Origin of the sequence: Micromonospora sp. WMMA1996 (genome assembly GCF_002573675.1) — a bacterium.
In the GTDB taxonomy this organism is placed as follows: domain Bacteria; phylum Actinomycetota; class Actinomycetes; order Mycobacteriales; family Micromonosporaceae; genus Micromonospora; species Micromonospora sediminicola.
In genome coordinates this window covers 180574-202386 of sequence record NZ_PDHU01000003.1, presented here as the reverse complement: position 1 = coordinate 202386, position 21813 = coordinate 180574, and the positions used below count along the sequence as shown (strand labels likewise).

The following is a 21813-nucleotide window of genomic DNA, read 5'->3' as shown; positions in this document are numbered from 1 at the left end:
GTCGCCCCCCGGTCTCGACTGCCTCCTGCGCCTTCAACCTAGGGGAAGAATTGTCGGGTTAGGCGGGATTCGCGGTGAGCCCACCCGCTCGCGCGCGCCGGTGCGCCTCGACGGCCCGGCGGGTCTCCTCGGCCACCAGGTCCGCGTTGATCATCGCGGCGGTCCAGGCGCCGGCCGCGGCGGCGGCGCCGACCTGCGCGGACAGGTCGGTCACGTTGCCCGCGACCCACACCCCGGGAACCTCGGTACGCCCCGTCGGGTCGGCCGGCACGTGCTCGCCCGCCCCGCTCGCGTGCGGCGCCGGCCGTAGGCCCAACCCGGTCAGGAACCCGGCCCGCGCCACCATCCGGGGCGCGACGGTCAGCACCTCGCGGGCGACCGTACGGCCGTCGCGCAGGCGTACCCCGGTCAGCCGGTCCCCGGCGACCTCGACGGCCGCGACCTCGCCCTCGACCACCGGCACGCCGCGCGCGGCGAGCTGCTCGGCCTGCTCGTCGGTGAGCGGCGGCGCGGTGTGGCGGAGATAGACCACGTCGTCGCTCCACTGCCGGAACAGCAGCGCCTGGTGCACCGACAGCGGGCCGCTGCCCAGCACCCCGATCGCGCGGTCGCGCACCTCCCAGCCGTGGCAGTAGGGGCAGTGCACCACGTCCCGGCCCCAGCGCTCACGCAGGCCCGGCACCTCCGGCAGTTCGTCCACCAGGCCGGTGGTGACCAGCAGGTGGCCGGCGCGCACCCGGCGGCCGTCGGCCAGCGTCACGTCGAACCCGTCGTCGTCGCGGGACACCGCTTCGACCTCGCCGGTGAGCAGGTCCCCGCCGTAGCCGCGCACCTCGTCCCGGCCGCGTGCCAGCAGCTCGGCCGGCGGCATGCCGTCGCGGGCCAGCAGGGCGTGCACCCCGTCGGCCGGGGCGTTGCGCGGGCTGCCCACGTCGACCACCAGCACCGACCGTCGGGCCCGGGCGAGCATCAGCGCGCCGCTCAGGCCGGCCGCGCCGCCGCCGATCACCAGTACCTCGTAGCCGTCCGTCCGTACCTCGGTCATGTCGACCACCTCCGCGACCAGCCTGCGGCCGGCACCGGCAAGTCTGCAAACTCCGTTGCCGATCTGGCAAACTGGCGGAATGGACGACGACCTCAACGGCGCGCTCGACGCGGTCGGCCCTCGGTTGCGCGCGTTGCGCCGCGAGCGGGAGACCACGCTCGCCGACCTCTCCGCCGCCACCGGCATCTCGGTGAGCACCCTGTCCCGGCTGGAGTCCGGTGGCCGCCGGCCCACACTGGAGCTGCTGCTCCCGCTCGCCCGGGCGCACGGCGTCACCCTCGACGAGCTGGTCGACGCGCCGCCCACCGGCGACCCGCGCATCCACCTGCGGCCGGTCGCCGCGTTCGGGATGACCATGCTGCCGCTCACCCGCCGGCCCGGCGGCATCCAGGCGTACAAGCTGATCATCCCGGCCGGCGGCCGGGCCGTGCCCGAGCCGAAGACCCACGAGGGGTACGAGTGGGTCTACGTCCTCAACGGGCGGCTGCGCCTGGTGCTCGGTGAGCACGACCTGGTGCTCGAACCGGGTGAGGCGGCCGAGTTCGACACCCGGGTGCCGCACTGGTTCGGTCGCGCCGACGCCGAGGGCGTGGAGTTCCTCAGCCTCTTCGGCAGCCAGGGCGAGCGCGCCCACCTGCGCGCCCGTCCCCGTACCCGCGAGTGATCCTGCCCACGCCGCGCGCTCAGCAGCAGGTCGGCCGGGGTTACCCGGCGGTTAGGGTGGCGGCGCGAAGTCGCTCCCGGGACCCGGGACGCGGCTTCGTAGTGCTTCACGGCGTCCGTGGAGCCCAGCCGTCCCGACGTTCTCCGGGCCAACCGCACCGGGACGGCTGCACCCCCACCGCCCGTCCGGCACGACCGGCGGGCCAACCCGGAACGGAGCAAGCCACGCCATGAGCGTGACGACGCAGGATCATGCTGCCCCGGTGGAGCCGACCGAACCCGCCCCGCGGGGTCGCCTCGACCGATACTTCGAGATCACCCACCGCGGCTCGACCGTGCGGCGCGAGGTGCTCGCCGGGCTCACGACGTTCGCCACGATGGCGTACATCGTGGTGCTCAACCCCCTGATCATCGGCACCGCGCCGGACGCCGACGGCAACCTGCTCGGCATCGCCCCGGTCGCCGGCGTCACCGCCCTGGTGGCCGCCGTCATGACGATCATGATGGGCGTCGTCGGCCGGGTGCCGTTCGCCGTCGCCACCGGCCTCGGGCTGAACGCGTTCGTGGCGTACGCGGTGGCCTCGCAGATGTCCTGGGCCGAGGCCATGGGCCTGGTGGTCGTCGAGGGCCTGATCATCACCGTGCTGGTGCTCACCGGCTTCCGCAAGGCCGTCTTCCGGGCCATCCCGGCCGAGCTGAAGGCCGCCATCGCCGCCGGCATCGGCCTGTTCATCGCCATGATCGGATTCGTCGACGGCGGCCTGGTCCGGCGCGTGCCGGACGCGGCCGGCACCACGGTTCCGGTGCAGCTCGGCGGCGACGGCACGCTGCGCGGCTGGACCACCGTGGTCTTCGTGGTCGGCCTGCTGGTCACCGGCATCCTGGTCGCCCGCAGGGTCAAGGCCGGCGTGCTGGTCGGCATCGTGGTCACCACGGTGGTCGCGGTGATCGTGAACGCGCTGGCCAAGCCGGGGCCGGCGTTCGTCGACGGCAAGCCCAACCCGGAGGGCTGGCGGCTCAACGTGCCGACCCTGCCCGACCCGCTGATCCAGAAGCCCGACCTGCACCTGCTCGGCAACGTCTCGTTCGGCGCGTTCGCCAACGTCGGCCTGACGACCGCGCTGCTGCTGGTCTTCACGCTGGTGCTGGCCGACTTCTTCGACGTCATGGGCACCACGGTCGGGCTCGCCAAGCAGGCGAACCTCGCCACCGAGGACGGCACCGACATGCCCCGCCTGGGCAAGGTGCTCTTCGTCGACGGGGTCGCCGCGGTCGCCGGTGGCGCCGGCAGCGCGTCGTCGGCCACCACGTACGTGGAGTCGTCCTCCGGCATCGCCGACGGCGGCCGGACCGGCCTGACCAGCGTGGTCACCGGCGTCCTCTTCCTCGGCGCGCTGCTGCTCACCCCGCTGGTGTCGCTGGTGCCCAGCGAGGCGGCCGGGCCGGCGCTGGTGGTGGTCGGCGCGCTGATGATCCGCCAGGTCAAGGACATCGACTTCACCGACCTCGGGGTCGCCGTGCCGGCGTTCCTCACCATGACGCTGATGCCGTTCACCTATTCGATCACCAACGGCATCGGCGCCGGCTTCGTCAGCTGGGTGGCGATCCGGGTGGCGCAGGGCAAGGGCCGCCAGATCCACCCGCTGCTCTGGGCGGTCGCCGTGGCGTTCGTGATCTACTTCGGCATCAACCTGGTCAAGGCCGTCACCGGCGTCGGCTGACCGCGCCGTCGGGTGCGTTTCCGGTCGTCCCGGCGACCGCAAACGCACCCGGAGCGCGCCCCCGCGGCGGCACGATCAGCCGGTGGGCTACGTGGACGTGGGCGGGCGGCAGGTCTGGTACGAGGTGCACGGCGCCGGCCGGCCGCTGGTGCTCCTGCACGGCGGCTACGGCTCGACCGAGACGTTCGCGCCGGTCCGGCCCGCGTTGGCCGCGCGCCGGCGGCTGATCGCGGTCGACCTCCAGGGACACGGCCGGACCCCCGACGCGGACCGGCCGCTGCGCCACGAGTCGATGGCCGACGACCTGGCCGCCCTGCTGCGTCGGCTCGACCTGCCCGCCGTCGACCTGCTCGGCTACTCGCTCGGCGGCGGGGTGGCGCTGCGCACCGCGATCCAGCACCCCACCCTGGTCCGCCGCCTCGTCGTGGTCTCCGCGCCGTGCCGGCGGCGTGGCTGGTATCCGGAGGCGCTGGCCGCGATGTCCGCCCACGACGAGCGGGCCGCCGAGCGCATGCGCGGCACCCCGGCGTACGAGCGGTACGCGCGGGTCGCGCCCCGACCGCAGGACTGGCCCACGCTCTGGGTCAAGAGCGGTGACCTGCTGCGCCGCGACTACGACTGGTCGGCCGAGGTGGCCGCGCTGCCGATGCCGGTGCTGCTGGTCTTCGCCGACGCCGACGCGATCCCCACGAGCCACGTGGCCGAGTTCTACGGCCTGCTCGGCGGTGGGCGCCGCGACCCGGGCGGCGACGGGTCCGACCGTCCCGCGTCCCGGCTGGCCGTGCTGCCCGGGCTCACCCACCGGGAGGTGGTCGCGTCGCCGGCGCTGCCGGCGGCGGTGCTGCCCTTCCTCACCCACACCGTCCGCGCCCCCGGCTGAGCGGCGCGGCACGCCGGGGCGGGTCAGGCGGCGAGCGCGTCCGCGTTCTCCGCCGGGGCTGCGCCCACCGTCACCCGCGGGCGCAGCAGCGCGTACGCGAGGACGACGGCGACCACGACGAGCCCGGCGCCGACCGCGAACGCGAGGTGGAAGCCGCTGGTCAGCGCGGTGGCCCGGTCGTCGCCGTGCGCGACCCGGTCGGCGGTGCGGGCGGCGGCCAGGGTGGACAGCACCGCGACACCGAGCGCCATGCCGAGCTGCTGGGTGGTGTTGAACAGCCCGGAGGCCAGACCGGCGTCCTCGGCGCGGGCGGCCGACATGCCCAGCGCGGTCAGCGCCGGCAGCACCAGACCGAACCCCGCGGCGAGCAGCATCACCGGCAGCACGTCGACGAGGTAGCTCCCGTCCGCCGGCACCCGGGCCAGCAGCGCGAACATGGCGACGAGCAGGACGAGCCCGGCCACCAGCACGGCCCGCTCGCCGAAGCGTCCGTTGAGCCGGGCGGAGACGCCGAGCGACACCGCGCCGATCGTCACCGCCGCCGGCAGCAGGGCCAGCCCGGTGCGGGTGGCGTCGTAGCCGAGCACCTGCTGGAGGTAGAGCGTGACCAGGACCTGGAACGCGAACGTCGCGGCGACGGTGAGCACCTGGACCACGTTCGCCACGGCGACGCCGCGGGAGTGGAGGATCCGCAGCGGCATCAGCGGCCGGCGCGCGGTCGCCTGCCGCAGCACGAAGCCGGCGAGCAGGGCGACGGCGAGGGCGCCCAGGCCGAGGGTGCGGGCGGACGTCGCCCCGTACCGCTCGATCGTGACCACCGCGTAGATGCCGGTCACCAGGCCGGCGGTGACCAGCAGCGCGCCGGCCACGTCGGCGCCGGCGGCGAGACCGATGCCCCGGTCGGCCGGCAGCGTGCGGGCGGCGAGCGCGATCGTGACCAGGCCGATCGGCAGGTTGATCAGGAAGATCCAGTGCCAGCCGAACGCGTCGGTGATCAGGCCGCCGGCGACCTGACCGATGGCGGCGCCGGCGGCGCCGGTGAAGCTGAACAGGGCGATCGCCCGGGCCCGCTCGGCGGTGCCGGGAAAGAGCGTGACCAGGATGCCGAGGCTCACCGCGGTCGCCGCCGCGCTGCCGACGCCCTGCAGGAACCGGGCGGCGACCAGCACGGCGGGGGAGCCGGCCACGCCGGCCAGCGCCGAGGCCGCGGTGAACAGCGCGGTGCCGGCCAGGAACATCGCGCGGCGGCCGAGCAGGTCACCGAGGCGGCCGGCGAGCAGGAGCAGGCTGCCGAACGCGATCAGGTAGGCGTTGACCACCCAGCTGAGGCTCGTCGGGGTGAAGTCCAGGTCGCGCTGGATGGCGGGCATCGCGATGGTGACGATGCTGCCGTCGAGGATGGTCATCAGAGCGCCGGTGGCGAGCACGCCGAGGGCGAGGCCGCGAGACATGGGGTCCTCCTGTCGGAAGGGGTGACAGGAGGACCGTAACGGATAGTTCCGTTACAGACAATCTTTTAGAGAACTACTGGCGTGCGCGGCGTACCGGTCGGGGATTCTGCGCCGGGGTGGCCAGGTGGTCGGCGGCCAGTCGCGCCAGCGCGCGGATGAGGACCTCCCGCTCGTCGTCGGGCAGACTGGCCAACGCCTCGGCGTGCACCCGGTCGACGATCTCCTGGCTGCGCTCGGCCACCCGGGCGCCCTCCTCGGTCACCGCGATGATCCGCGCCCGCCGGTCGGTGCTCGACGGGCGGCGGACGGCCAGCCCGGCCTGCTCCAGCGCGTCCACGGTCACCACCATGGTGGTCTTGTCCATGTCGCCGATCTCGGCGAGCTGGATCTGGGTGCGCTCCTCGGGCAGCGCGTGCACCAGTACGCAGTGCATCCGGGCGGTCAACCCGATCTCGGCCAGAGCCGCGGCCATCCGGGTGCGCAGCACGTGGCTGGTGTGGTCGAGCAGGAAGGACAGGTCCGGGGTGGTACGCGTCGGGCCCATGGCGGTCATGACACCAGCGTACCGACGGGTCCGTGCCGGATGATCCGGCACGGAACGGCGTGCCCGTGGTGGGGACCGGCGGGGTCGCGTGGCGGCCGGTGGACGGCGCGCGGCCCGCGTCAGTGCGCCGGCCCGTCCAGCCGGTGGGCCAGCCAGGGCAGCAGCGCGTCGCCCTGCAACCGCTGGAACGCCCGGACGGTCGGGATGCCGGGTGGCGGCGGTTGGCGGGCGCCGTCGAGGAAGAACCCGGTGAGGCCGGCCAGGACGCCGGTCAGGTCGGTCGGGTCGACGTGCGCGGTCAGCGGGCGGGTGGCCAGCAGCTCGTCCGGGTCGTGCCCGCCGTACACCTGGACGTTGACCACGGTGAGCAGGGTGTCCAGCCAGGTCGGGCCGCGACAGGCCCAGGGCCAGTCGACGACCGTCACCGTGCCGCCCGGGCCGAGCAGCAGGTTGTCGGCGCGTACGTCGAGGTGGCAGAGCGTGTCGCCGGTCAGCGCGGTGAGGCCGTGGTCGGCGGCGGCGCACAGGTCGGACAGGTGGGCCCGGGCCCACGGATCCAGGTCGGCGGGCGGGTCCTCGGCGATCCGCCGCCAGCCGCCGAAGTCGGTCGCGAGCCGCTCGGTGGCGGTGGCGGTCGCGGCGGAGGGGGCCGGGGTGAGTGCCGCGGCCATCGCCTCCAGCGTGGACAGCGCGGCGTCCAGCTCGCCGGCGTCCCACGGGGTGACCGGGTGCCGACCCTCGACGTCGGCGAAGACCAGCGCGATCCAGTCACCGTCGTCGTGGCTGCCGAGCAGGCGGGGTGCCGGCGCGTCGGCGGGCAGGGCGGCGGCGATCCGGGCCTCGGCGCGGTGCATGTCGGGGCTGCGGTCGTTCTGCGCCGGGCTGACCGCCTTGACGAAGGCCCGGCCGCCGCGCGCGGTGCGGACGCGGTCGGCGGTGCCGGGGGAGAAGCCGCCCGGCTGCGACTCCGCCGCCACCACCCGGTCGTCGAGAATGGTCTCGATCGCTGTGCGGACGTGGGCCGGCAGCTCGTGCCAGTGGAGTCGGGTCCTGCTCGGGCCGGTCACCGCCCCACGGTGACGTGTCGCCGCCGGCCGCGGCAACCGGATTGCAAGGAAGGGCCCCTTCTTAACGCCCCCTGTTAAGAAGGGGCCCTTCCTCTACCGGATGCGTTAACAGGGGCCCCTCCTTACCGCGTGTAGCGCAGCACCACCACGCCGCTGTCGAACGGGCGCGTGGCGGTGAGCGTGAACCGGCTCGGCGAGAAGCCCCGGTCCACCAGCGGGATGCCGCTGCCGACGACGACCGGGTTGAGCTTGACCACCAGCTCGTCGACCTCGTCCAGGAGTTGGCCGGCGAGCTGGCCGCCGCCGCAGAGCCAGATGTCGGCCCCGGGCCGCGCCTTCAGCTCGCGGACGAACGGCACCGGGTCACCGGCGACGATCCGCACGTCCGGATGGTCGGCCGGGGCGAGGGAGCGGCTGAAGACGTACTGCGTCAGGTGGTCGTAGGGGCTGGGGAAGCCGAGCGTCAGGCCGGGCTCGTAGGTCGCGCGTCCCATCAGGACGGTGTCGAACCGGCCGGCGGGCGGCGAGTCGACTCCGAGCTGGGCGTGGGCGAACGTGGGCAGCGTCTGCGGCCACTCGGAGACCAGGTAGGGAGCGACGTCGGGCTCCAGCGGAAGGAAGTCGAAGGACCCGTCGGGGGCGGCGATGAAGCCGTCGAGGGTGCTGGCGACGAAGTACACGAGCTTACGCAAACCGACTCCGATGTCCGGGTATTCCACGACGGCTGTCGTGGTTAGGTGGCGAATGTACAACACCTGTCGTGGTTGTTGCTACTGTGTTCGCGTGGCCCGGAACCCGCAACGCCGTACCCAGCTCGCCGACGCCGGCCTGACGGTCCTCGCCGCCGCCGGCGCGCGCGGACTGACCCACCGGGCGGTCGACGCCCAGGCGGGCGTGCCGACCGGCACGACCTCCAACTACTTCCCGTCCCGGGCGGCGCTGCTCGCCGGCCTGGCCGAACGGATCTTCGACCGGATCGCGCCCGACCCGGCGGTGCTGGCCGACCTGGGGCGCCGGGAGCCGTCGCTCGCGCTGATGACCGACTACCTGCGCGACATCGTCGCGCGCACCACCCGCGAGCCCGACCTCACCCGGGCCCTGATCGAGCTGCGGCTGGAGGCGGCCCGCCGGCCCGAGCTGCGGGCCGCGCTCGGCGGCGTGCTCCGCCGGGGGTACGCCGACGACGTCGCCTTCCACGTCGCCGCCGGCCTGCCCGGCGGGGCGTACGAGATCGCGCTGCTGCACTATGCCGTCGACGGGCTCCTGCTCGACCTGCTCACCACCTCGATCGACGCCGGATTCGACCCCGACCAGGTGGTCTCCACCCTCGTCTCCCGTCTGGTGGGAGCCGCCCCCGACTGAGCGCCGTCGCCGGCCCAGCGCCGACCCGGCAAGTTATCCCGGCCCGGCCAGCGGGAACGCGGGCCGGGACGGTCCCCGGGAAGGAGCAACGGATGCCGGATCGCACCGGACTGACCATCGGCGTGCTCGGTTCGTACGGCGGTCGCAACCTCGGCGACGAGGCGATCCTCACGGGTCTCCTGGCCGACCTGCGCCAGCACGAGCCGAACGCGCGGATCATCGTCTTCTCCCGCAACCCGGCGCACACCGCGCTGGCGCACCCCGACGTCGAGGCGGTGCCGTGGGAGGGCGTCAGCCGGGTCGACTCCTCCCAGGTGCTCAATCAGCTCGACCTGCTCATCCTGGGCGGCGGCGGCATCCTCTACGACAAGGAGGCCCGGCGCTACCTGCGGGTGGTCCGGGTCGCCCAGGAACGTGGGCTGCCCCTGCTCACCTACGCGGTCGGCGTCGGCCCGCTCACCGACGGCATGGACACCGGCATGGTGCGCGAGACGCTGGCGCAGGCGGTCGAGGTGACCGTCCGCGACCAGGAGTCGCGGATGGTGCTGGAGGAGGCCGGCCTGGTCAACCCGATCACCGTGACCGCCGACCCGGCGTTCCTGCTGGAACCCGAGGAGTTCCCGGCGCAGTGGCTGCGCGAGGAGGGCGTGCCGGCCGGTGCCCGGCTCGTCGGCCTGAGCGTGCGGGAACCGGGCCGCGCCGCGGAACGGCTCGACGTCGACGGCTACCACCGGCTGCTCGCCCAGATCGGCGACTTCCTGGTGCACCGGATCGACGCGTACGTCCTCTTCGTGCCGATGGAGCGCGACGACATCCGGCACTCGCACGGGGTGCTGTCGCACATGATCGCCGCCGACCGGGGCCGGATCCTGCACGGCGACTACCGGCCGGCGCAGATCCTCGGCCTGATGCGCCACTTCGACCTGGCGGTCGGCATGCGGCTGCACTTCCTGATCTTCGCCGCCATGATGAACACGCCGTTCCTGCCGCTGCCGTACGCCGGCAAGGTCTTCGACCTGGCCCAGCGGCTCGGCGTACCGGCGCTGCGTGGCGTGGAACGGGAGGTGGAGGGCCCGTTGCTGGCCGAGGTGGACCGGCTGTGGGACGAGCGGGCGGCCCGGGCCGACGAGACCGCCCGGCGGGTGGCCGAGGTGTGCGACCAGGCGCGGGGCACCTCGCAGGTGACCCGCAGCGTGCTGGACAGCATCCGGGCCCGGGCGTTGACCCCGGCGGCCTGACCGGGTCCGGTCAGACCGCCGGGCCGCGCCAGGTGTAGACCCACTCGTGGTCCGGCCGGTCATCCGACTCCAGCTCGTAGATCTGCGCCTCCGCCAACCCGCCCGGCCCGAGGTGGTGGTGGGTCAGCGGCGGGCGGCCGTTGCTGTCCAGCTCGACGGTGACGGTCTCGCCGTCGGCCGTGCCGCCCACCAGGGGGATGTGCACCGAGGAAGCCATGCGCCCATCCTGCCCCGGCCGGCCGGGGCGCGCAGCGGATCACGGGGCAGCGGGCGGGCCACGGTGGCGACTAGGGTCCGGGGATGGCGAACTCGACGATCGACCCGGCACTCGGTCCGGTCCTCGCCCGCACGGGCGACGAACGGGCGATCCTCGACGCGTTCCTCGACTTCCACCGCGCCACCGTGCTGCGCAAGGCACGCGGCCTCGCCGACGCCGACGCCCGCCGGCGCCTGGTGCCCTCGCTGACCACCCTGGCCGGGCTGCTCAAGCACCTGACCCTGGTCGAGGGCAACTGGTTCGGCCGGTTGTTCGCCCCCGAGCCGGGCGACGTCTACCTGACCTCGCAGGAGGAGGCCGACGCCAGCTTCACGCTCGGCCCGGCCGACACGGTCGAGGCGCTCACCGTGGCCTACGAGGCGGCCTGCGACCGGTCCCGGGCCATCGCCGCCCGGTTCGACCTCGACCATGTGGTGCCGCACCCGCAGCTCGGCGAGGTGTCGCTGCGCTGGGTGCTGGTCCACCTGATCGAGGAGACCGCCCGGCACGCCGGCCACGCCGACATCCTGCGCGAGCTGACCGACGGCGAGACCGGCGCGATCTGAGGCTCAGCGCCTCGGGAGCAGCCCGTCCGGATACTCCATCCCGTCGTGGGTGCACGCCGCGGCGGCCACCCGGGCGGCGTAGCGGGCCGCGTCGAGCGGGGCGGCGCCGCGCAGCCGGGCCGCGATCAGGCCGGCGGCGAAGGCGTCTCCGGCGCCGTTGGTGTCCACCACCGGCGCCGGCGGCTCGGCCGCGGGCACGTGTGCCGGCGGGGCGTCCGGGGCGTACAGCGTCGCGCCGGCGGAGCCACCGGTGACCAGGACCGTGCGCGGCGCCAGCGCGGCCGCCTCCTTGCCGGCCCGCTCGCCCAGCTTGACGTCGCTGACGAACACCAGGTCGGCGGCCTCGGCGAAGGGCCGGTGGTAGTCGTTGTCGCCGTCCCAGTCGTGCAGGTCGGTGGAGAGGGAGGTGGCGGCGCGCAGCACCGGCAGCGCGTCCCGGGCCCAGTCCATGATCGACACGTGCACGTGGGCCGCGCCGGCGACCAGCGCCGCCAGCTCCGCCGGCGGGAACGGCGCCGGACCGGACCAGGGCCGCGGGTCGTAGAGCGACATCCGCCGGCCCGCCGGGTCGACCAGGTTCACCGAACGGCGGGTGCCGGCGGGCGCGTCGACCAGCACGGTCCGCACCGAGGTACGGGCCAGCGCCGCCCGGACCACGTCGCCGGCCGGGTCGGCGCCCAGCACGTCGACGAGCGTCACCCGGAGGCCGAGCGCGTGCGCGGCCAGGGCCACCCCGGCGCCGGTGTTGCCGATCCGCAGCTCGACCGGGGGCACGGTCAGCGAGTCGGCGGCGGGCAGCGGCAGGGCGGGCACCCGGGCGCGGACGTCCACGCCGAGTCCGCCGATCACGAGGAGGTCGACCATGGCGCCGACGATAACGCCGACCGGCCGCCTATCCTGGCCCCGGGCGTCGTCGAGGGGGAAAGCACGTGCTGGTCATCCACGGGCTGTGGCTGCCCGGCGCCGGGCTCGCCCTGTGGGCCGAGGACGGCACGCTGCCGGCCCGGGCGCCCCGCCGACCCGGCCGCGTGCCGCGCGAACGACCGCACCCGTTCGCCGCCGACCACGCCACGCTCGCCGCCGCGCTCGACGGGCCGCCGGGCGAGCCGGTCTCCGTCCTGCTCGGCCTGCCCACCCGCGCCGGCTCGCCGGTCGACTCGCCCGAACTGGTCCGGGCCGCCGTCGAGGAGCCGGTCCGCGGCCCGGTCACCCGCGCCGGCTGGCGGGTGCCCGCCCTGGCGTACGCCCCGGACGACGCGTACGCGCTGCTGCGCGCGGGGTGGCCCGGCCCGGTCGGGGCGAGCCTGCGCCACCTGGGTGAGCTGGCCGACTTCGCCGCCGACCTGGTGACGCGGGGTCGGGTGCTGCCGGGCGTCGTCGACGCGTACCCCGGGGGTGGGCGGCCGGCGTCCGGCCGACGGGCCGACGGGCCGGGCGGCGCGGTTCCCGGCGGGCCGCTGTCGACGGCGCTCGCGGCCCCGGGCGGGTCGGCGCCCGGACGGCATGCGTCGGCGGCGGTCCGGACCGGGGGCGGGCGAGGGCTGCGGGTGGTGGCCGAGACCGACGTGGCGACCGCGCTCGCGGTCTGGCGGCCGCTGCTCACCGGCACCGACGCGGCGTGGGCCCGCGACCTGGCACTGGCCCTGCCCCCGGCGACGCGGGCGGCCCGCGAGTGGCAGCCGGAGGCCGCGGGTGCGCCCACCGCAGCCGGTGCGGGGGCGGGGGAGCTGGTCGCGGAGGCGCTGGACGCGTTGGTCGACGCCGCCGCGCGGGTGGCCCTGGCCGACACCCGGCTGCACCGGGGGATGCGCCCCGGCGGGCCGGTGCCGCGCTGGCTGGCCGCGCTCACCGGCCCGGAGCGCGCCTTTCCCGCCGAGCCGGCCGCGCTGGAGACGCTGCGGGCCGAGCTGGACGCGTGGCAGCGCGACGCCGCCGGCGGCGCGGTACGGGGCACGTTCCGCCTGGTCGAACCGGCCGTCGATCCGGTCGCCGAACTGGTCGAGGGTGCCACCTGGCGGGTGGAGTTCGGCCTGCACCCGGCCGACGAGCCGGGGCTGGTGGTCGACGCCGGGCACATCTGGCAGCGACCCGCGCCCGCGCTCGCCGCACGGGGCGTGGACCCGCAGGAGACGCTGCTGGCCGAGCTGGGCCGGGCCAGCCGGCTCTGGCCGGAGCTGGAGGCCGCGCTGCGCTCCGCCGCCCCCGAGGGAATGGAGCTGGACGCCGAGGGCGCGCACCGGTTCCTGCGCGAGGGCGCGCCAGTGCTGCACGCGGCCGGGTTCGGGGTGCTGCTGCCGTCCTGGTGGCGGCGTTCCTCGTCCCGGCTCGGCGCGCGGCTGCGGGCGCGCAGCCGCACCGCTCCCGGCGCGGTGGCCACCACCACCGGCGGCCTCGGGCTGGACGCGCTCGTCGACTACCGCTGGGAGGTGGCGCTCGGCGACCAGCCGTTGACCGCCGAGGAGCTGGCCTCGCTGGCCGACCTGAAGTCGCCGCTGGTCCGGCTGCGCGGCCGGTGGGTCGAGCTGGACGCGCAGCGCCTGGAGGCCGGGCTCCGGCTGCTCCGCTCCTCGGGCGAGCTGACCGTGGCGGACCTGCTGCGGATGGGGCTCTCCGGCGACGACCGGGCCGGTGAGCTGCCGGTGCTCGACGTGGTCGCCGACGGGGCGCTGGGCGAGCTGCTGGCCGGCGAGGCGGAGCGGCGGCTCACCCCGGCCGACCCGCCGCCGGGCTTCGCCGGGACGCTGCGGCCCTACCAGCGGCGCGGGCTGGCCTGGCTGGCCTTCCTCCAGTCGCTCGGGTTGGGCGGGATCCTCGCCGACGACATGGGCCTAGGCAAGACCGTGCAGCTGCTCGCGCTGCTCGCCGGCGACCCGCCGGAGGTCGGGCCGACGCTGCTGGTCTGCCCGATGTCGCTGGTCGGCAACTGGCAGCGGGAGGCGGCGAAGTTCGCGCCCGGCCTGCGGGTGCACGTGCACCACGGCGCCGAACGCGCCCGGGGCGACGGCTTCGCGGACGCCGTGCGGGAGGCGGACCTGGTGCTCACCACGTACTCGGTGGCCGCCCGGGACGCGTTCGAGCTGGCCGGCGTCGACTGGCACCGCGTGGTGGTGGACGAGGCGCAGGCGATCAAGAACGCCGCGACCCGGCAGGCCGAGGCGGTCCGGTCGCTGCCCGCGCGGCACCGGGTCGCGGTCACCGGTACGCCGGTGGAGAACCGGCTCGCCGACCTCTGGTCCATCATGCAGTTCGCGAATCCGGGTCTGCTCGGCCCGGCGGCGACGTTCCGCAAGCGCTTCGCCGAGCCGATCGAGCGGCACGGGGACGCCGAGGTGGCCGAGCGGCTGCGCCGGATCACCGGCCCGTTCGTGCTGCGCCGGCTCAAGACCGACCCGTCGATCATCACGGACCTGCCGGAGAAACTGGAGATGGAGGTGGTCTGCAACCTCACCGCCGAGCAGGCCGCGCTCTACCGGGCCGTGGTCGACGACATGATGGCGAAGATCGAGTCCAGCGACGGGATCGAGCGCCGGGGGCTGGTGCTGGCCACCATGACCCGGCTCAAGCAGGTCTGCAACCATCCCGCCCAGCTGCTGCACGACGGGTCCGCGCTGGTCGGCCGCTCCGGCAAGCTGGAACGCCTCGACGAGATCGTCGACGAGGTGCTCGCGGCGGGAGAGAAGGCGCTGCTGTTCACCCAGTACGCCGAGTTCGGCGGCATGCTGCGCGGGCACCTGTCGGCGCGTACCGGCCGGGAGGTGCTGCTGCTGCACGGCGGCGTCGGCAAGGCCGAACGGGACGCGATGGTGACCCGGTTCCAGTCCCCGGACGGGCCGCCGCTGTTCGTGCTCTCCCTCAAGGCCGGCGGCACCGGCCTGACGCTCACCGCCGCCAACCACGTGGTGCACGTGGACCGGTGGTGGAACCCGGCGGTCGAGGACCAGGCCACCGACCGGGCGTTCCGGATCGGACAGCGCCGTCGCGTCCAGGTCCGCAAGTTCGTCTGCGCCGGCACGGTGGAGGAGAAGGTGGCCGCGATGATCGCCGACAAGCGCAGCCTGGCGCGGTCGGTGGTGGGCAGCGGGGAGCAGTGGGTCACCGAGCTGTCCACCGCGACGCTGCGGGAGCTGTTCACGTTGGAGTCCGGGGCGGTGGTCGAGTGACCACACCGGACGACCGGCCGGCCCGCCGGTTCGACGAGTACGGGCCGCCGCTGCGGGTCGAGGGCGGCCTGCGGGCCCGCAGCACCCGGGGCGCGATCGGGCAGTCCTGGTGGTCGCGCCGCTTCCTGGAGGTGCTGGAGTCGTTCGCGCTCGGCTCCCGGCTCACCCGGGGCCGGGCGTACGCGCGCCGGGGGCAGGTGCTCCGGTTGGACGTCTCGCCCGGGGAGGTCACCGCCGAGGTGCAGGGGTCCCGGCCGACGCCGTACCCGGTGCGGATCGGGCTGGCCGCCTATCCGGAGGAGGTGTGGCGGCGGATCGAGGCGGAGCTGGCCGGGCAGGCGTTCTTCAGCGCCCGGCTGCTCGCCGGCGACCTGCCGGCCGAGTTGGAAAGGGTGTTCGCCGAGGCGGGCGCGCCGTTGTTCCCCGAGCGGGTGGGCGAGTTGGCGCAGCGCTGCGGCTGCCCCGACTTCGCGGTGCCGTGCAAGCACCTGGCGGCCACGTTCTACCTGCTGGCCGAGGCGTTCGACGCGGACCCGTTCCAGCTGCTGCACTGGCGCGGCCGGTCCCGGGCCGACCTGCTCGACCGGCTGCGGTCACTGCGCGGGGCGCACCCCGCCGACACCCCGCCGGATGCCCTCATGCCGGACGCCCTCATGCCGGACGCCCTCATGCCGGACGTCGGCACGCCGGACGTCGGCACGCCGGGCGTCGGTGGCGCGGTGCCGGTGCTCGGAGCCGCCCGCGCGACGGCCGGGCTGCCGGCCGTCGAGCCGGACGAGGAACTGGCCCGGTTCTGGCTGTCGCCGACACCGTTGCCGGACCGGCCGCCCACCCTGGCCACCGGGCCGGAGCTGCTGCTGCGCCAGCTCGGCCCGCCGGGCGCCGGGATCGGCGGCCCGGGCCTGGCCGAACGGCTGCGGCGGGCGTACCGGGAGTTCGGTCGCGGCGAGGCCGCGTCGCCCAGGGAGTTCGGTCGCGGCGAGGCCGCGTCGCCCAGGGAGTTCGGTCGCGGCGAGGCCGCGTCGCCCAGGGAGTTCGGTCGCGGCGAGGCCGCGTCCCCCAGGGAGTTCGGTCGCGGCGAGGCCGCGTCCGAGCGTTAAGCGGGGGCCCCTCCTCTACCGGAGGCGTTAAGCGGGGGCCCTTCCTTACGCTCACAGCAGGCGGCGGCGGAACCGCCACATCAGGGCGGCGTTGGCGACCAGCACCACCGCGCAGATCGCACCGGCCAACCTCCCGGCCAGCACGGTCATCGCCGGCAGCGACGCCCACAGCACGATCGTCAGCAGCATCATGTACCGGCCCCGGCGACCCTTGACCCGGTTGTCCAACCGGGCGAAGAACCGCGGATCGCTCTCCCGCAGCTGGCGGGTGATCTGTTCGAACCTGCGCTGATCCTCTTGGCTGAGCATGGCGGTGCCTTCCCCTCACGGCTTCAGCGGTTCGGCGGCATACCCGGATCGAAGGGCGGTCACGCGCCGCCGCTGCTCCTGTTTCGACGAGCCGGACACGGGTGCACACACGGCCCGGTGGCCGGTCGCGGCCGGGACGACGACGCCGCAAAGTGCGATATACCGCTGAGTCATAGATATGACCAGGCGGTATATCGCCCAAAAATCGTCGTCCGGCTGTCCAGCAGTCCGGATGTCCGGGACCTCAGCGCAGGCTTATCCCTACCTTAAGTTTGCGTGAGGTGGTGAACGCGGCCGGCAGCGTCGCGTCGGGTCGAAACGTCACGTCCGGGCGGTCGGCGCCCGGGTAGCCCCTGCTCCGGACGGTCGGCGGGTGGCGTCGGGGTGCCCGGCCTCTTGCAGTCGGCCTGAGCACCGTCTTAAGTGCGCGCACGGGCGCTTCCGGCGCGCCTTGAGCGGCCGGGGAGCGCTGGCTACTTTCCCGTAGCAACTCTCCGGCAACCGTCGCCGCCCCTCCGCCACCCAACCCCCGGGTGGCCGGCGTGCCGGCGCTCGAAGAAAACGGGATAGGTACATGGCCGACCTGAACGTGCCACCGCGTCGACCCCGGGACGACCGCGGCTGGGACGGATACCAGCACCCCCATCCGGACGGGTACCGCGATTTGGACTCCGCCGCGCCGTACGCCGGCGGCCACCCCGCCCCGGCGCCGCAGTCCGGCGCGGGACCGCAGTGGGTGGGGCCGAACGGCTTCGCCCCCGCCGGCCACGCGCCCGGTGGCTACGCCCAGCCCGCGCCCGGTGGCTACGCCCAGCCCGCCGGCGGGTACGGCCCGCCGCCCGGACCGGGACTGCCCAGCCTGGACGACGACGGTGCGGACGCGCCGCGAAGCGGCCGGCGCCGCGCCCTGGCGACCCTGGGCGGCGCGGCGGTGGTCGCCGGCGGCGCCGCCCTGGCCCTGTCCCCGCAGATCCGTGGCCTGTTCACCGACGAGGCGGCGGGTGACGCCACCGGCACGGTGACCACCGACGGCACCACGGCCCGGCCCAGCGGCCAGCAGCCCAGCACCGTGCGGACCTACACCGAGCAGAACGAGAGCTACATGGGCTCGCGGGCCGGTGCGGCGCTCAAGCGCAACGCCCCGGCCGGTGGCCGCCTGTTCGGCAGCCCGGCGGCGGCCGCCGAGGCGACCGAGGTGACCGTGAAGACGGTGCTCGCCAAGGACCCGATCACCCACCTGGCCCGCCGGACCACCTTCGGCCCGACGTCCAAGGTGATCGCCGACATCAAGCGGCTCGGCATCGACGACTGGCTGCGCCAGCAGTTGGAGCCGGAGAAGATCGCCCCGACCAAGGGCGAGCTGAAGCTGGCCGAGCTGCCCTCGCTCAAGCTGAGCCCGACCCAGCTGCGGGACCAGCGCGAGCAGCTCAACGAGCGCGGCGTCGACCCGGCCCGGGAGACGGTGGACGCCACCATCGCCCGGCAGATCTGGTCCGACCGCCAGCTCTTCGAGGTGATGGTCGACTTCTGGAACGACTTCCTGCACGTGGCGGCCGACTTCGACGGCGGGGAGAACTACCGCAACGCGTTCGACCGCGACGTCATCCGCAAGCACGCGCTGGGCAGCTACCCGGACATGCTGGTCGCCGCGAACAAGCACCCGGCACTGCTGCTCTACCTGAACCAGGTCGACTCGCGCAAGGACGCGATCAACGAGAACCTGGCCCGGGAGAACCTGGAGCTGTACTCGGTCGGCGTCGACGGCGGCTACACCGAGAAGGACGTGCGGCAGGCCGCGATGCTGCAGACCGGCCGGGGCGTCGCCGACGGCAAGTACATGTTCTTCGCCGACCGGCACTACGTCGGCAAGGTGAAGATCCTCGGGTTCACCCACGCCAACAACTCGAGCGACCCGAAGGTCGCCGACAAGGTGATCGACTCGTACATCCGGTACATCGCGCTGCACCCGTCGACCGCGAAGTACGTGGCCCAGAACCTGGCCACCCGGTTCGTCTCCGACACGCCGCCGAAGTCGATCGTGGACCGGCTGGCGAAGGCGTACACCACCAACAAGGGCAACATCCGCCCGGTGCTGGCGACGCTGTTCAGCTCGTCGGAGTTCTGGGCCGCCGTCGGCCAGAAGGTGCGCCGGCCGATGGAGTACCTGGTCGCCACGTACCGGTCGCTGGGCGTGGGCCCGGACGCGACCGCCGGGTTCGAGGGCGACAAGCGGCGTACGCCGTTCGCCCAGGGCCTGCGGCAGATCCAGGACAAGATGCGCGAGCTGGGCCAGTACCCGATGGGTAAGCCCACCCCCGACGGTTACGCCGACGTCTACCTGGCGTGGACCTCGGCCGGCACCATGATCGACGGCTGGAACGAGGCCGGCGACCTGCTCGGTGGCTGGCGCAAGCAGTTCACCTACGTCAAGCCGGAGAAGCTGGTGGCGAAGCCGCCGGCGACCGCCGGGGCGTACGTGGACGCGCTGGCGCAGAAGCTCGTGCACCAGAAGCTGAGCGCCAAGGAGAAGAAGCTCGTGCTCGCCGTGGCCGGGGTCACCGAGAGCACCAAGGTCGACGCCACCTTCAACGGGGCCATCGCCGCGGTCGCGCGGACGATCCTCGCGTCCCCCCAGCACCACCTCCGGTGAGGCATTCGATGGAGATGACCGTGAACCCGTACCCCCTGCACCCCGAATGCCCCGACCTGCGGCGGCTGGCCGACAACCCGGCCGAGGCGCTGCTGCGCGCCGAGGCCGACATCGTCGCGGCCGAGAACGCGGCCGAGGCCGACCGGTACCGCAGCCTGGAGGAGGTCGAGGAGGCCCAGCAGGACGGCCGGGGCGTCACCCGGCGTACCTTCGTCGCCGGCGCCGCGGCCACCGCGACCGCGCTGGCCACCGCGCAGTTCGTCACCACCTCGGCGTCGTTCGCGGCGACCAAGACCGGCACCCTGATCCACGTCTTCCTCTACGGCGGGCTGGACGGGCTCAGCCTGGTCGCGCCGGCCGACGACCCGGTGCTCGCCAAGGCCCGGCCCGACCTGCTGCTCGGCAACGACTCGCTGGCCCTGGGCCGTGGCTTCAAGCTGACCAGCGCGTTCGCCCCGCTGGACAAGTGGCTCAAGGCCGGCCAGCTCGGCTTCGTGCCGGCGGTCTCCGACCCGCGGCTGTCGCGCAGCCACTTCCAGGCCGCCGACGCCTGCAACCTGGGCGGCCTGCCCGGTGAGACCGGTGGCCGGGGCTGGCTGGACAGCCTGGTCGACACGCTGGGCAAGGGCACCGCGTTCCGCAGCGTCGGCATCGGCAGCACGCTGCCCCGCTCGCTGGTCGGCGTGAACGGCGCGATCTCCCTCAACAGCGTGGGGGAGCTGCGGCTCAACGGCGACGACAAGTACCGCGCCGCCACCGAGAAGGCGATCCGAGGCCTGTTCACCGGGATCAACCACCCGGTGGAGGAGTCGGTCCTCGAGGGGATGGGCGCGCTGGCCACCGCCCAGAAGCTCGCCGCCAAGCCGTACACCGCCGCCGCCGGGGTCAAGTACGAGGGCGTCGGCAACGCGTTCCAGCAGCTCGCCCAGCTCATCAAGGGCGGGGCGAACGTGCGGGTGGCCACCGTCGGCATGGGCGGCTACGACACCCACGAGAACCAGGGCACCAGCCAGGGCGGCCAGCTCTGGCGTCGGCTCAACGAGCTGGCCAACGCCATGGCCGCGTTCTTCACCGACCTGGGCGACCGGGCGTCGGACGTGACGATCATGGTGTCCAGCGAGTTCGGCCGCCGGGTCGGCTCGAACGGCGGCGGCACCGACCACGGGCACGGCGGCGTGGTCACCGTGCTGTCCGGGCGCAAGCTCGCCGGGTCGCTGCTCGGCGCCTGGAACGGCCTGGACAAGCTGGACAGCGGCGACGTGCCGGAGTACAACAACATGTTCAACGTCTACGGGTCGGTGGCGCAGGGCCGGTTCGGCCTGACCGCCGCCCAGGTGGACAAGGTCTTCCCCCGACAGAAGTTCACCCCGATCAAGATGTACGCGTGACGTATCAGGACACCCGCGCCGCCGGCCGCCGTACCGGGCACTCCGCCCCGTACGGCGGCCGTCCGGCTGCTCCCGTACCGCCGGGCCGGCCGCGCCGCGGGCCCGGCGGCCGGCGTGCGCTGGCGGTGGTGTTCTGGCTCGGCCTGGCCGCCGCGGTCCTGCCGTGGTGGCTGGACACCCCGGCCGGCTCGCTGACCGACACCGCCGACGTGCTCACCGCCGGCGGTCGGGTCACCGGCCTGGTCGCCGGCTACCTGCTGCTGGCGCAGGTGCTGATGATGAGCCGGCTCGGCGTGCTGGAACGCACGCTCGGCGGGGAGCGGATCTCCCGGCTGCACCGGGACCTCGGCGCCACCCTCCTGGTGGCGGTGCTCACCCACATGGCGCTGCTGGTGGTGGGCTACGCCCGGCAGGAGAAGAACTCGGTCCTCGGCGAGGTCGGCGCGCTGCTGACCGACTACGAGGACATGGTCTCCGCGTTCGTGGCCGCCGGCGTCATGGTGGCGGTCGGGGTCACCGCGGTGCGTGGCGTACGCCGCCGGCTGCCCTACGAGCTCTGGTACGTGCTGCACCTGACCAGCTACCTCACGCTGCTGCTCGGGTACGCGCACCAGTTCAGCAACGGCGCCCAGCTCTACGAGCCCGGGCCGGTGCGCACCGGCTGGATCGCCGCGTACCTGCTGGTGGTGGCCGCGCTGGTGTGGGGCCGGATGGTCGCGCCGCTGGTGTTCAACCTGCGGCACCGGCTGCGGGTGGCCGACGTGGTGGCGGAGAGCCCGGACACCGTCTCGATCTACCTGACCGGGCACCGGCTCAACCAGATCGACATGCTGGGCGGCCAGTATTTCCGCTGGCGGTTCCTCAACCCCGGCTGCTGGTGGCAGTCGCACCCGTTCTCCGTCTCGGCGGCGGCGAACGGCCGCTGGCTGCGGCTCACCGTGAAGGTCGTCGGCGGCCACACCGCCGAGCTGCGCGACCTCACCCCGGGCACCCGGGTGTGGGCCGAGGGCCCGTCCGGCACGTTCACCGCCGCGCACCGCACCCGCGAGCGGGCCCTGCTCATCGCCGGCGGCAGCGGCATCGCGCCGCTGCGGGCGATGCTGGAGGAGCTGCCGCCCGGCGCGGCGTTGATCTACCGCGCCCGCACCCCGGCCGACGTGCTGCTGCACCGGGAGCTGGACTGGCTGGCCCAGGCCCGGCAGACCTCGGTCTGGTACGTGGTCGGCCGCCGCGACGACCCCGGCCCCCGGCAGGTGATGAACCCCGAGGGCCTGCGCCGGCTGGTGCCCGACCTGACCCGGCGCGACGTCTACCTGTGCGGCCCCGGCGGCCTGGTCGACGAGGCCGTCAGGGCGTTGCGCGCCGCCGGCGTGCCCCGCCGCCAGATCCACCTCACCGCGTTCGAGCTGTAAG

At 74.4% G+C, this 21813-nt stretch carries 19 protein-coding genes; 11 read left to right on the top strand and 8 right to left on the bottom strand.

The features are described from left to right. Positions 1–58: 58 nt before the first annotated feature. Complete coding sequence (locus COO58_RS20520; protein ID WP_098747336.1) at positions 59–1045, bottom strand: NAD(P)/FAD-dependent oxidoreductase; 987 nt, start codon at positions 1043–1045, stop codon at positions 59–61. A 79-nt stretch (positions 1046–1124) separates the two neighbouring features. On the opposite strand from COO58_RS20520, the gene COO58_RS20515 reads away from it, so the two are divergent. The 3 genes from COO58_RS20515 (at position 1125) to COO58_RS20505 (ending at position 4309) form a co-directional block, all read left to right on the top strand. Next, on the top strand, positions 1125–1709 hold the full coding sequence (locus COO58_RS20515; RefSeq protein WP_091572654.1) for a helix-turn-helix domain-containing protein: 585 nt from the start codon (positions 1125–1127) through the stop codon (positions 1707–1709). A gap of 229 nt (positions 1710–1938) precedes the next feature. Beyond that, positions 1939–3429, top strand: coding sequence for an NCS2 family permease (locus COO58_RS20510; RefSeq protein WP_098746795.1), 1491 nt, complete (start codon positions 1939–1941; stop codon positions 3427–3429). Between the two features lie 82 nt (positions 3430–3511). After that, positions 3512–4309, top strand: coding sequence for an alpha/beta fold hydrolase (locus COO58_RS20505; RefSeq protein WP_098746793.1), 798 nt, complete (start codon positions 3512–3514; stop codon positions 4307–4309). 23 nt (positions 4310–4332) lie between these two features. Here COO58_RS20505 and COO58_RS20500 read toward each other — a convergent pair whose 3' ends face one another. The 4 genes from COO58_RS20500 to COO58_RS20485 form a co-directional block, all read right to left on the bottom strand. After that, positions 4333–5760 (bottom strand): MFS transporter, encoded by a 1428-nt coding sequence (locus tag COO58_RS20500; RefSeq protein WP_098746791.1) that lies wholly within the window; start codon positions 5758–5760, stop codon positions 4333–4335. A 73-nt stretch (positions 5761–5833) separates the two neighbouring features. Then, a complete protein-coding gene (locus COO58_RS20495; RefSeq protein ID WP_369700217.1) occupies positions 5834–6304 on the bottom strand; it encodes a MarR family winged helix-turn-helix transcriptional regulator in 471 nt (156 codons plus the stop codon). A 119-nt stretch (positions 6305–6423) separates the two neighbouring features. Further along, positions 6424–7371 (bottom strand): phosphotransferase family protein, encoded by a 948-nt coding sequence (locus COO58_RS20490; RefSeq protein WP_098746788.1) that lies wholly within the window; start codon positions 7369–7371, stop codon positions 6424–6426. Positions 7372–7493: 122 nt separating this feature from the next. Continuing rightward, positions 7494–8090: a dihydrofolate reductase family protein gene (locus tag COO58_RS20485; protein ID WP_176558922.1), complete on the bottom strand. Its 597-nt coding sequence runs from the start codon at positions 8088–8090 to the stop codon at positions 7494–7496. A gap of 64 nt (positions 8091–8154) precedes the next feature. Between COO58_RS20485 and COO58_RS20480 the strand changes: the two genes are divergently transcribed. Together COO58_RS20480 and COO58_RS20475 are read left to right on the top strand one after the other, a co-directional pair. After that, positions 8155–8733 (top strand): TetR/AcrR family transcriptional regulator, encoded by a 579-nt coding sequence (locus COO58_RS20480; protein WP_091572680.1) that lies wholly within the window; start codon positions 8155–8157, stop codon positions 8731–8733. 92 nt (positions 8734–8825) lie between these two features. Continuing rightward, positions 8826–9971 carry a polysaccharide pyruvyl transferase family protein gene (locus COO58_RS20475; RefSeq protein WP_091572684.1) on the top strand — a complete coding sequence of 382 codons (1146 nt, stop codon included), beginning with the start codon at positions 8826–8828 and terminating at the stop codon, positions 9969–9971. Between the two features lie 10 nt (positions 9972–9981). Here COO58_RS20475 and COO58_RS20470 read toward each other — a convergent pair whose 3' ends face one another. Next, a complete protein-coding gene (locus tag COO58_RS20470; RefSeq protein WP_091572688.1) occupies positions 9982–10188 on the bottom strand; it encodes a hypothetical protein in 207 nt (68 codons plus the stop codon). Positions 10189–10271: 83 nt separating this feature from the next. On the opposite strand from COO58_RS20470, the gene COO58_RS20465 reads away from it, so the two are divergent. Next, positions 10272–10793 carry a DinB family protein gene (locus COO58_RS20465; RefSeq protein WP_098746787.1) on the top strand — a complete coding sequence of 174 codons (522 nt, stop codon included), beginning with the start codon at positions 10272–10274 and terminating at the stop codon, positions 10791–10793. A gap of 3 nt (positions 10794–10796) precedes the next feature. Here the strand turns inward: COO58_RS20465 and COO58_RS20460 are convergent, their stop codons facing one another. After that, a complete protein-coding gene (locus tag COO58_RS20460) occupies positions 10797–11657 on the bottom strand; it encodes a carbohydrate kinase family protein (RefSeq protein ID WP_091572697.1) in 861 nt (286 codons plus the stop codon). Between the two features lie 65 nt (positions 11658–11722). Between COO58_RS20460 and COO58_RS20455 the strand changes: the two genes are divergently transcribed. Both COO58_RS20455 and COO58_RS20450 read left to right on the top strand, forming a co-directional pair. Then, a complete protein-coding gene (locus tag COO58_RS20455) occupies positions 11723–14953 on the top strand; it encodes a DEAD/DEAH box helicase (RefSeq protein ID WP_098746785.1) in 3231 nt (1076 codons plus the stop codon). Then, a complete protein-coding gene (locus COO58_RS20450) occupies positions 14950–16053 on the top strand; it encodes an SWIM zinc finger family protein (RefSeq protein WP_098746784.1) in 1104 nt (367 codons plus the stop codon). Before COO58_RS20455 ends, COO58_RS20450 begins: the two co-directional genes overlap by 4 nt. 51 nt (positions 16054–16104) lie before the next feature. Here COO58_RS20450 and COO58_RS20445 read toward each other — a convergent pair whose 3' ends face one another. Continuing rightward, a complete protein-coding gene (locus tag COO58_RS20445; RefSeq protein WP_091572710.1) occupies positions 16105–16362 on the bottom strand; it encodes a DUF3040 domain-containing protein in 258 nt (85 codons plus the stop codon). Between the two features lie 574 nt (positions 16363–16936). On the opposite strand from COO58_RS20445, the gene COO58_RS20440 reads away from it, so the two are divergent. The 3 genes from COO58_RS20440 to COO58_RS20430 are packed head-to-tail and all read left to right on the top strand — an operon-like array spanning position 16937 to position 21812. Beyond that, positions 16937–19012 (top strand): DUF1800 domain-containing protein, encoded by a 2076-nt coding sequence (locus tag COO58_RS20440; protein WP_098746782.1) that lies wholly within the window; start codon positions 16937–16939, stop codon positions 19010–19012. A 14-nt stretch (positions 19013–19026) separates the two neighbouring features. Beyond that, on the top strand, positions 19027–20400 hold the full coding sequence (locus COO58_RS20435) for a DUF1501 domain-containing protein (RefSeq protein WP_255292757.1): 1374 nt from the start codon (positions 19027–19029) through the stop codon (positions 20398–20400). Further along, entirely contained in the window at positions 20397–21812 is a 1416-nt protein-coding gene (locus tag COO58_RS20430; protein WP_091572721.1) for a ferric reductase-like transmembrane domain-containing protein, read from the top strand. The genes COO58_RS20435 and COO58_RS20430 overlap by 4 nt, the downstream gene beginning before the upstream one ends. Position 21813 lies beyond the last annotated feature (1 nt).

What these genes read in the sequence shown, in the direction of transcription:
- COO58_RS20495 (WP_369700217.1), bottom strand. Translation starts at nt 6,304, where the DNA reads ATGGGCCCGACGCGTACCACCCCGGACCTGTCCTTCCTGCTCGACCAC.
- COO58_RS20460 (WP_091572697.1), bottom strand. Translation starts at nt 11,657, where the DNA reads ATGGTCGACCTCCTCGTGATCGGCGGACTCGGCGTGGACGTCCGCGCC.
- COO58_RS20470 (WP_091572688.1), bottom strand. Translation starts at nt 10,188, where the DNA reads ATGGCTTCCTCGGTGCACATCCCCCTGGTGGGCGGCACGGCCGACGGC.
- COO58_RS20510 (WP_098746795.1), top strand. Translation starts at nt 1,939, where the DNA reads ATGAGCGTGACGACGCAGGATCATGCTGCCCCGGTGGAGCCGACCGAA.
- COO58_RS20500 (WP_098746791.1), bottom strand. Translation starts at nt 5,760, where the DNA reads ATGTCTCGCGGCCTCGCCCTCGGCGTGCTCGCCACCGGCGCTCTGATG.
- COO58_RS20440 (WP_098746782.1), top strand. Translation starts at nt 16,937, where the DNA reads ATGGCCGACCTGAACGTGCCACCGCGTCGACCCCGGGACGACCGCGGC.
- COO58_RS20445 (WP_091572710.1), bottom strand. Translation starts at nt 16,362, where the DNA reads ATGCTCAGCCAAGAGGATCAGCGCAGGTTCGAACAGATCACCCGCCAG.
- COO58_RS20515 (WP_091572654.1), top strand. Translation starts at nt 1,125, where the DNA reads ATGGACGACGACCTCAACGGCGCGCTCGACGCGGTCGGCCCTCGGTTG.
- COO58_RS20475 (WP_091572684.1), top strand. Translation starts at nt 8,826, where the DNA reads ATGCCGGATCGCACCGGACTGACCATCGGCGTGCTCGGTTCGTACGGC.
- COO58_RS20520 (WP_098747336.1), bottom strand. Translation starts at nt 1,045, where the DNA reads ATGACCGAGGTACGGACGGACGGCTACGAGGTACTGGTGATCGGCGGC.
- COO58_RS20465 (WP_098746787.1), top strand. Translation starts at nt 10,272, where the DNA reads ATGGCGAACTCGACGATCGACCCGGCACTCGGTCCGGTCCTCGCCCGC.
- COO58_RS20435 (WP_255292757.1), top strand. Translation starts at nt 19,027, where the DNA reads ATGACCGTGAACCCGTACCCCCTGCACCCCGAATGCCCCGACCTGCGG.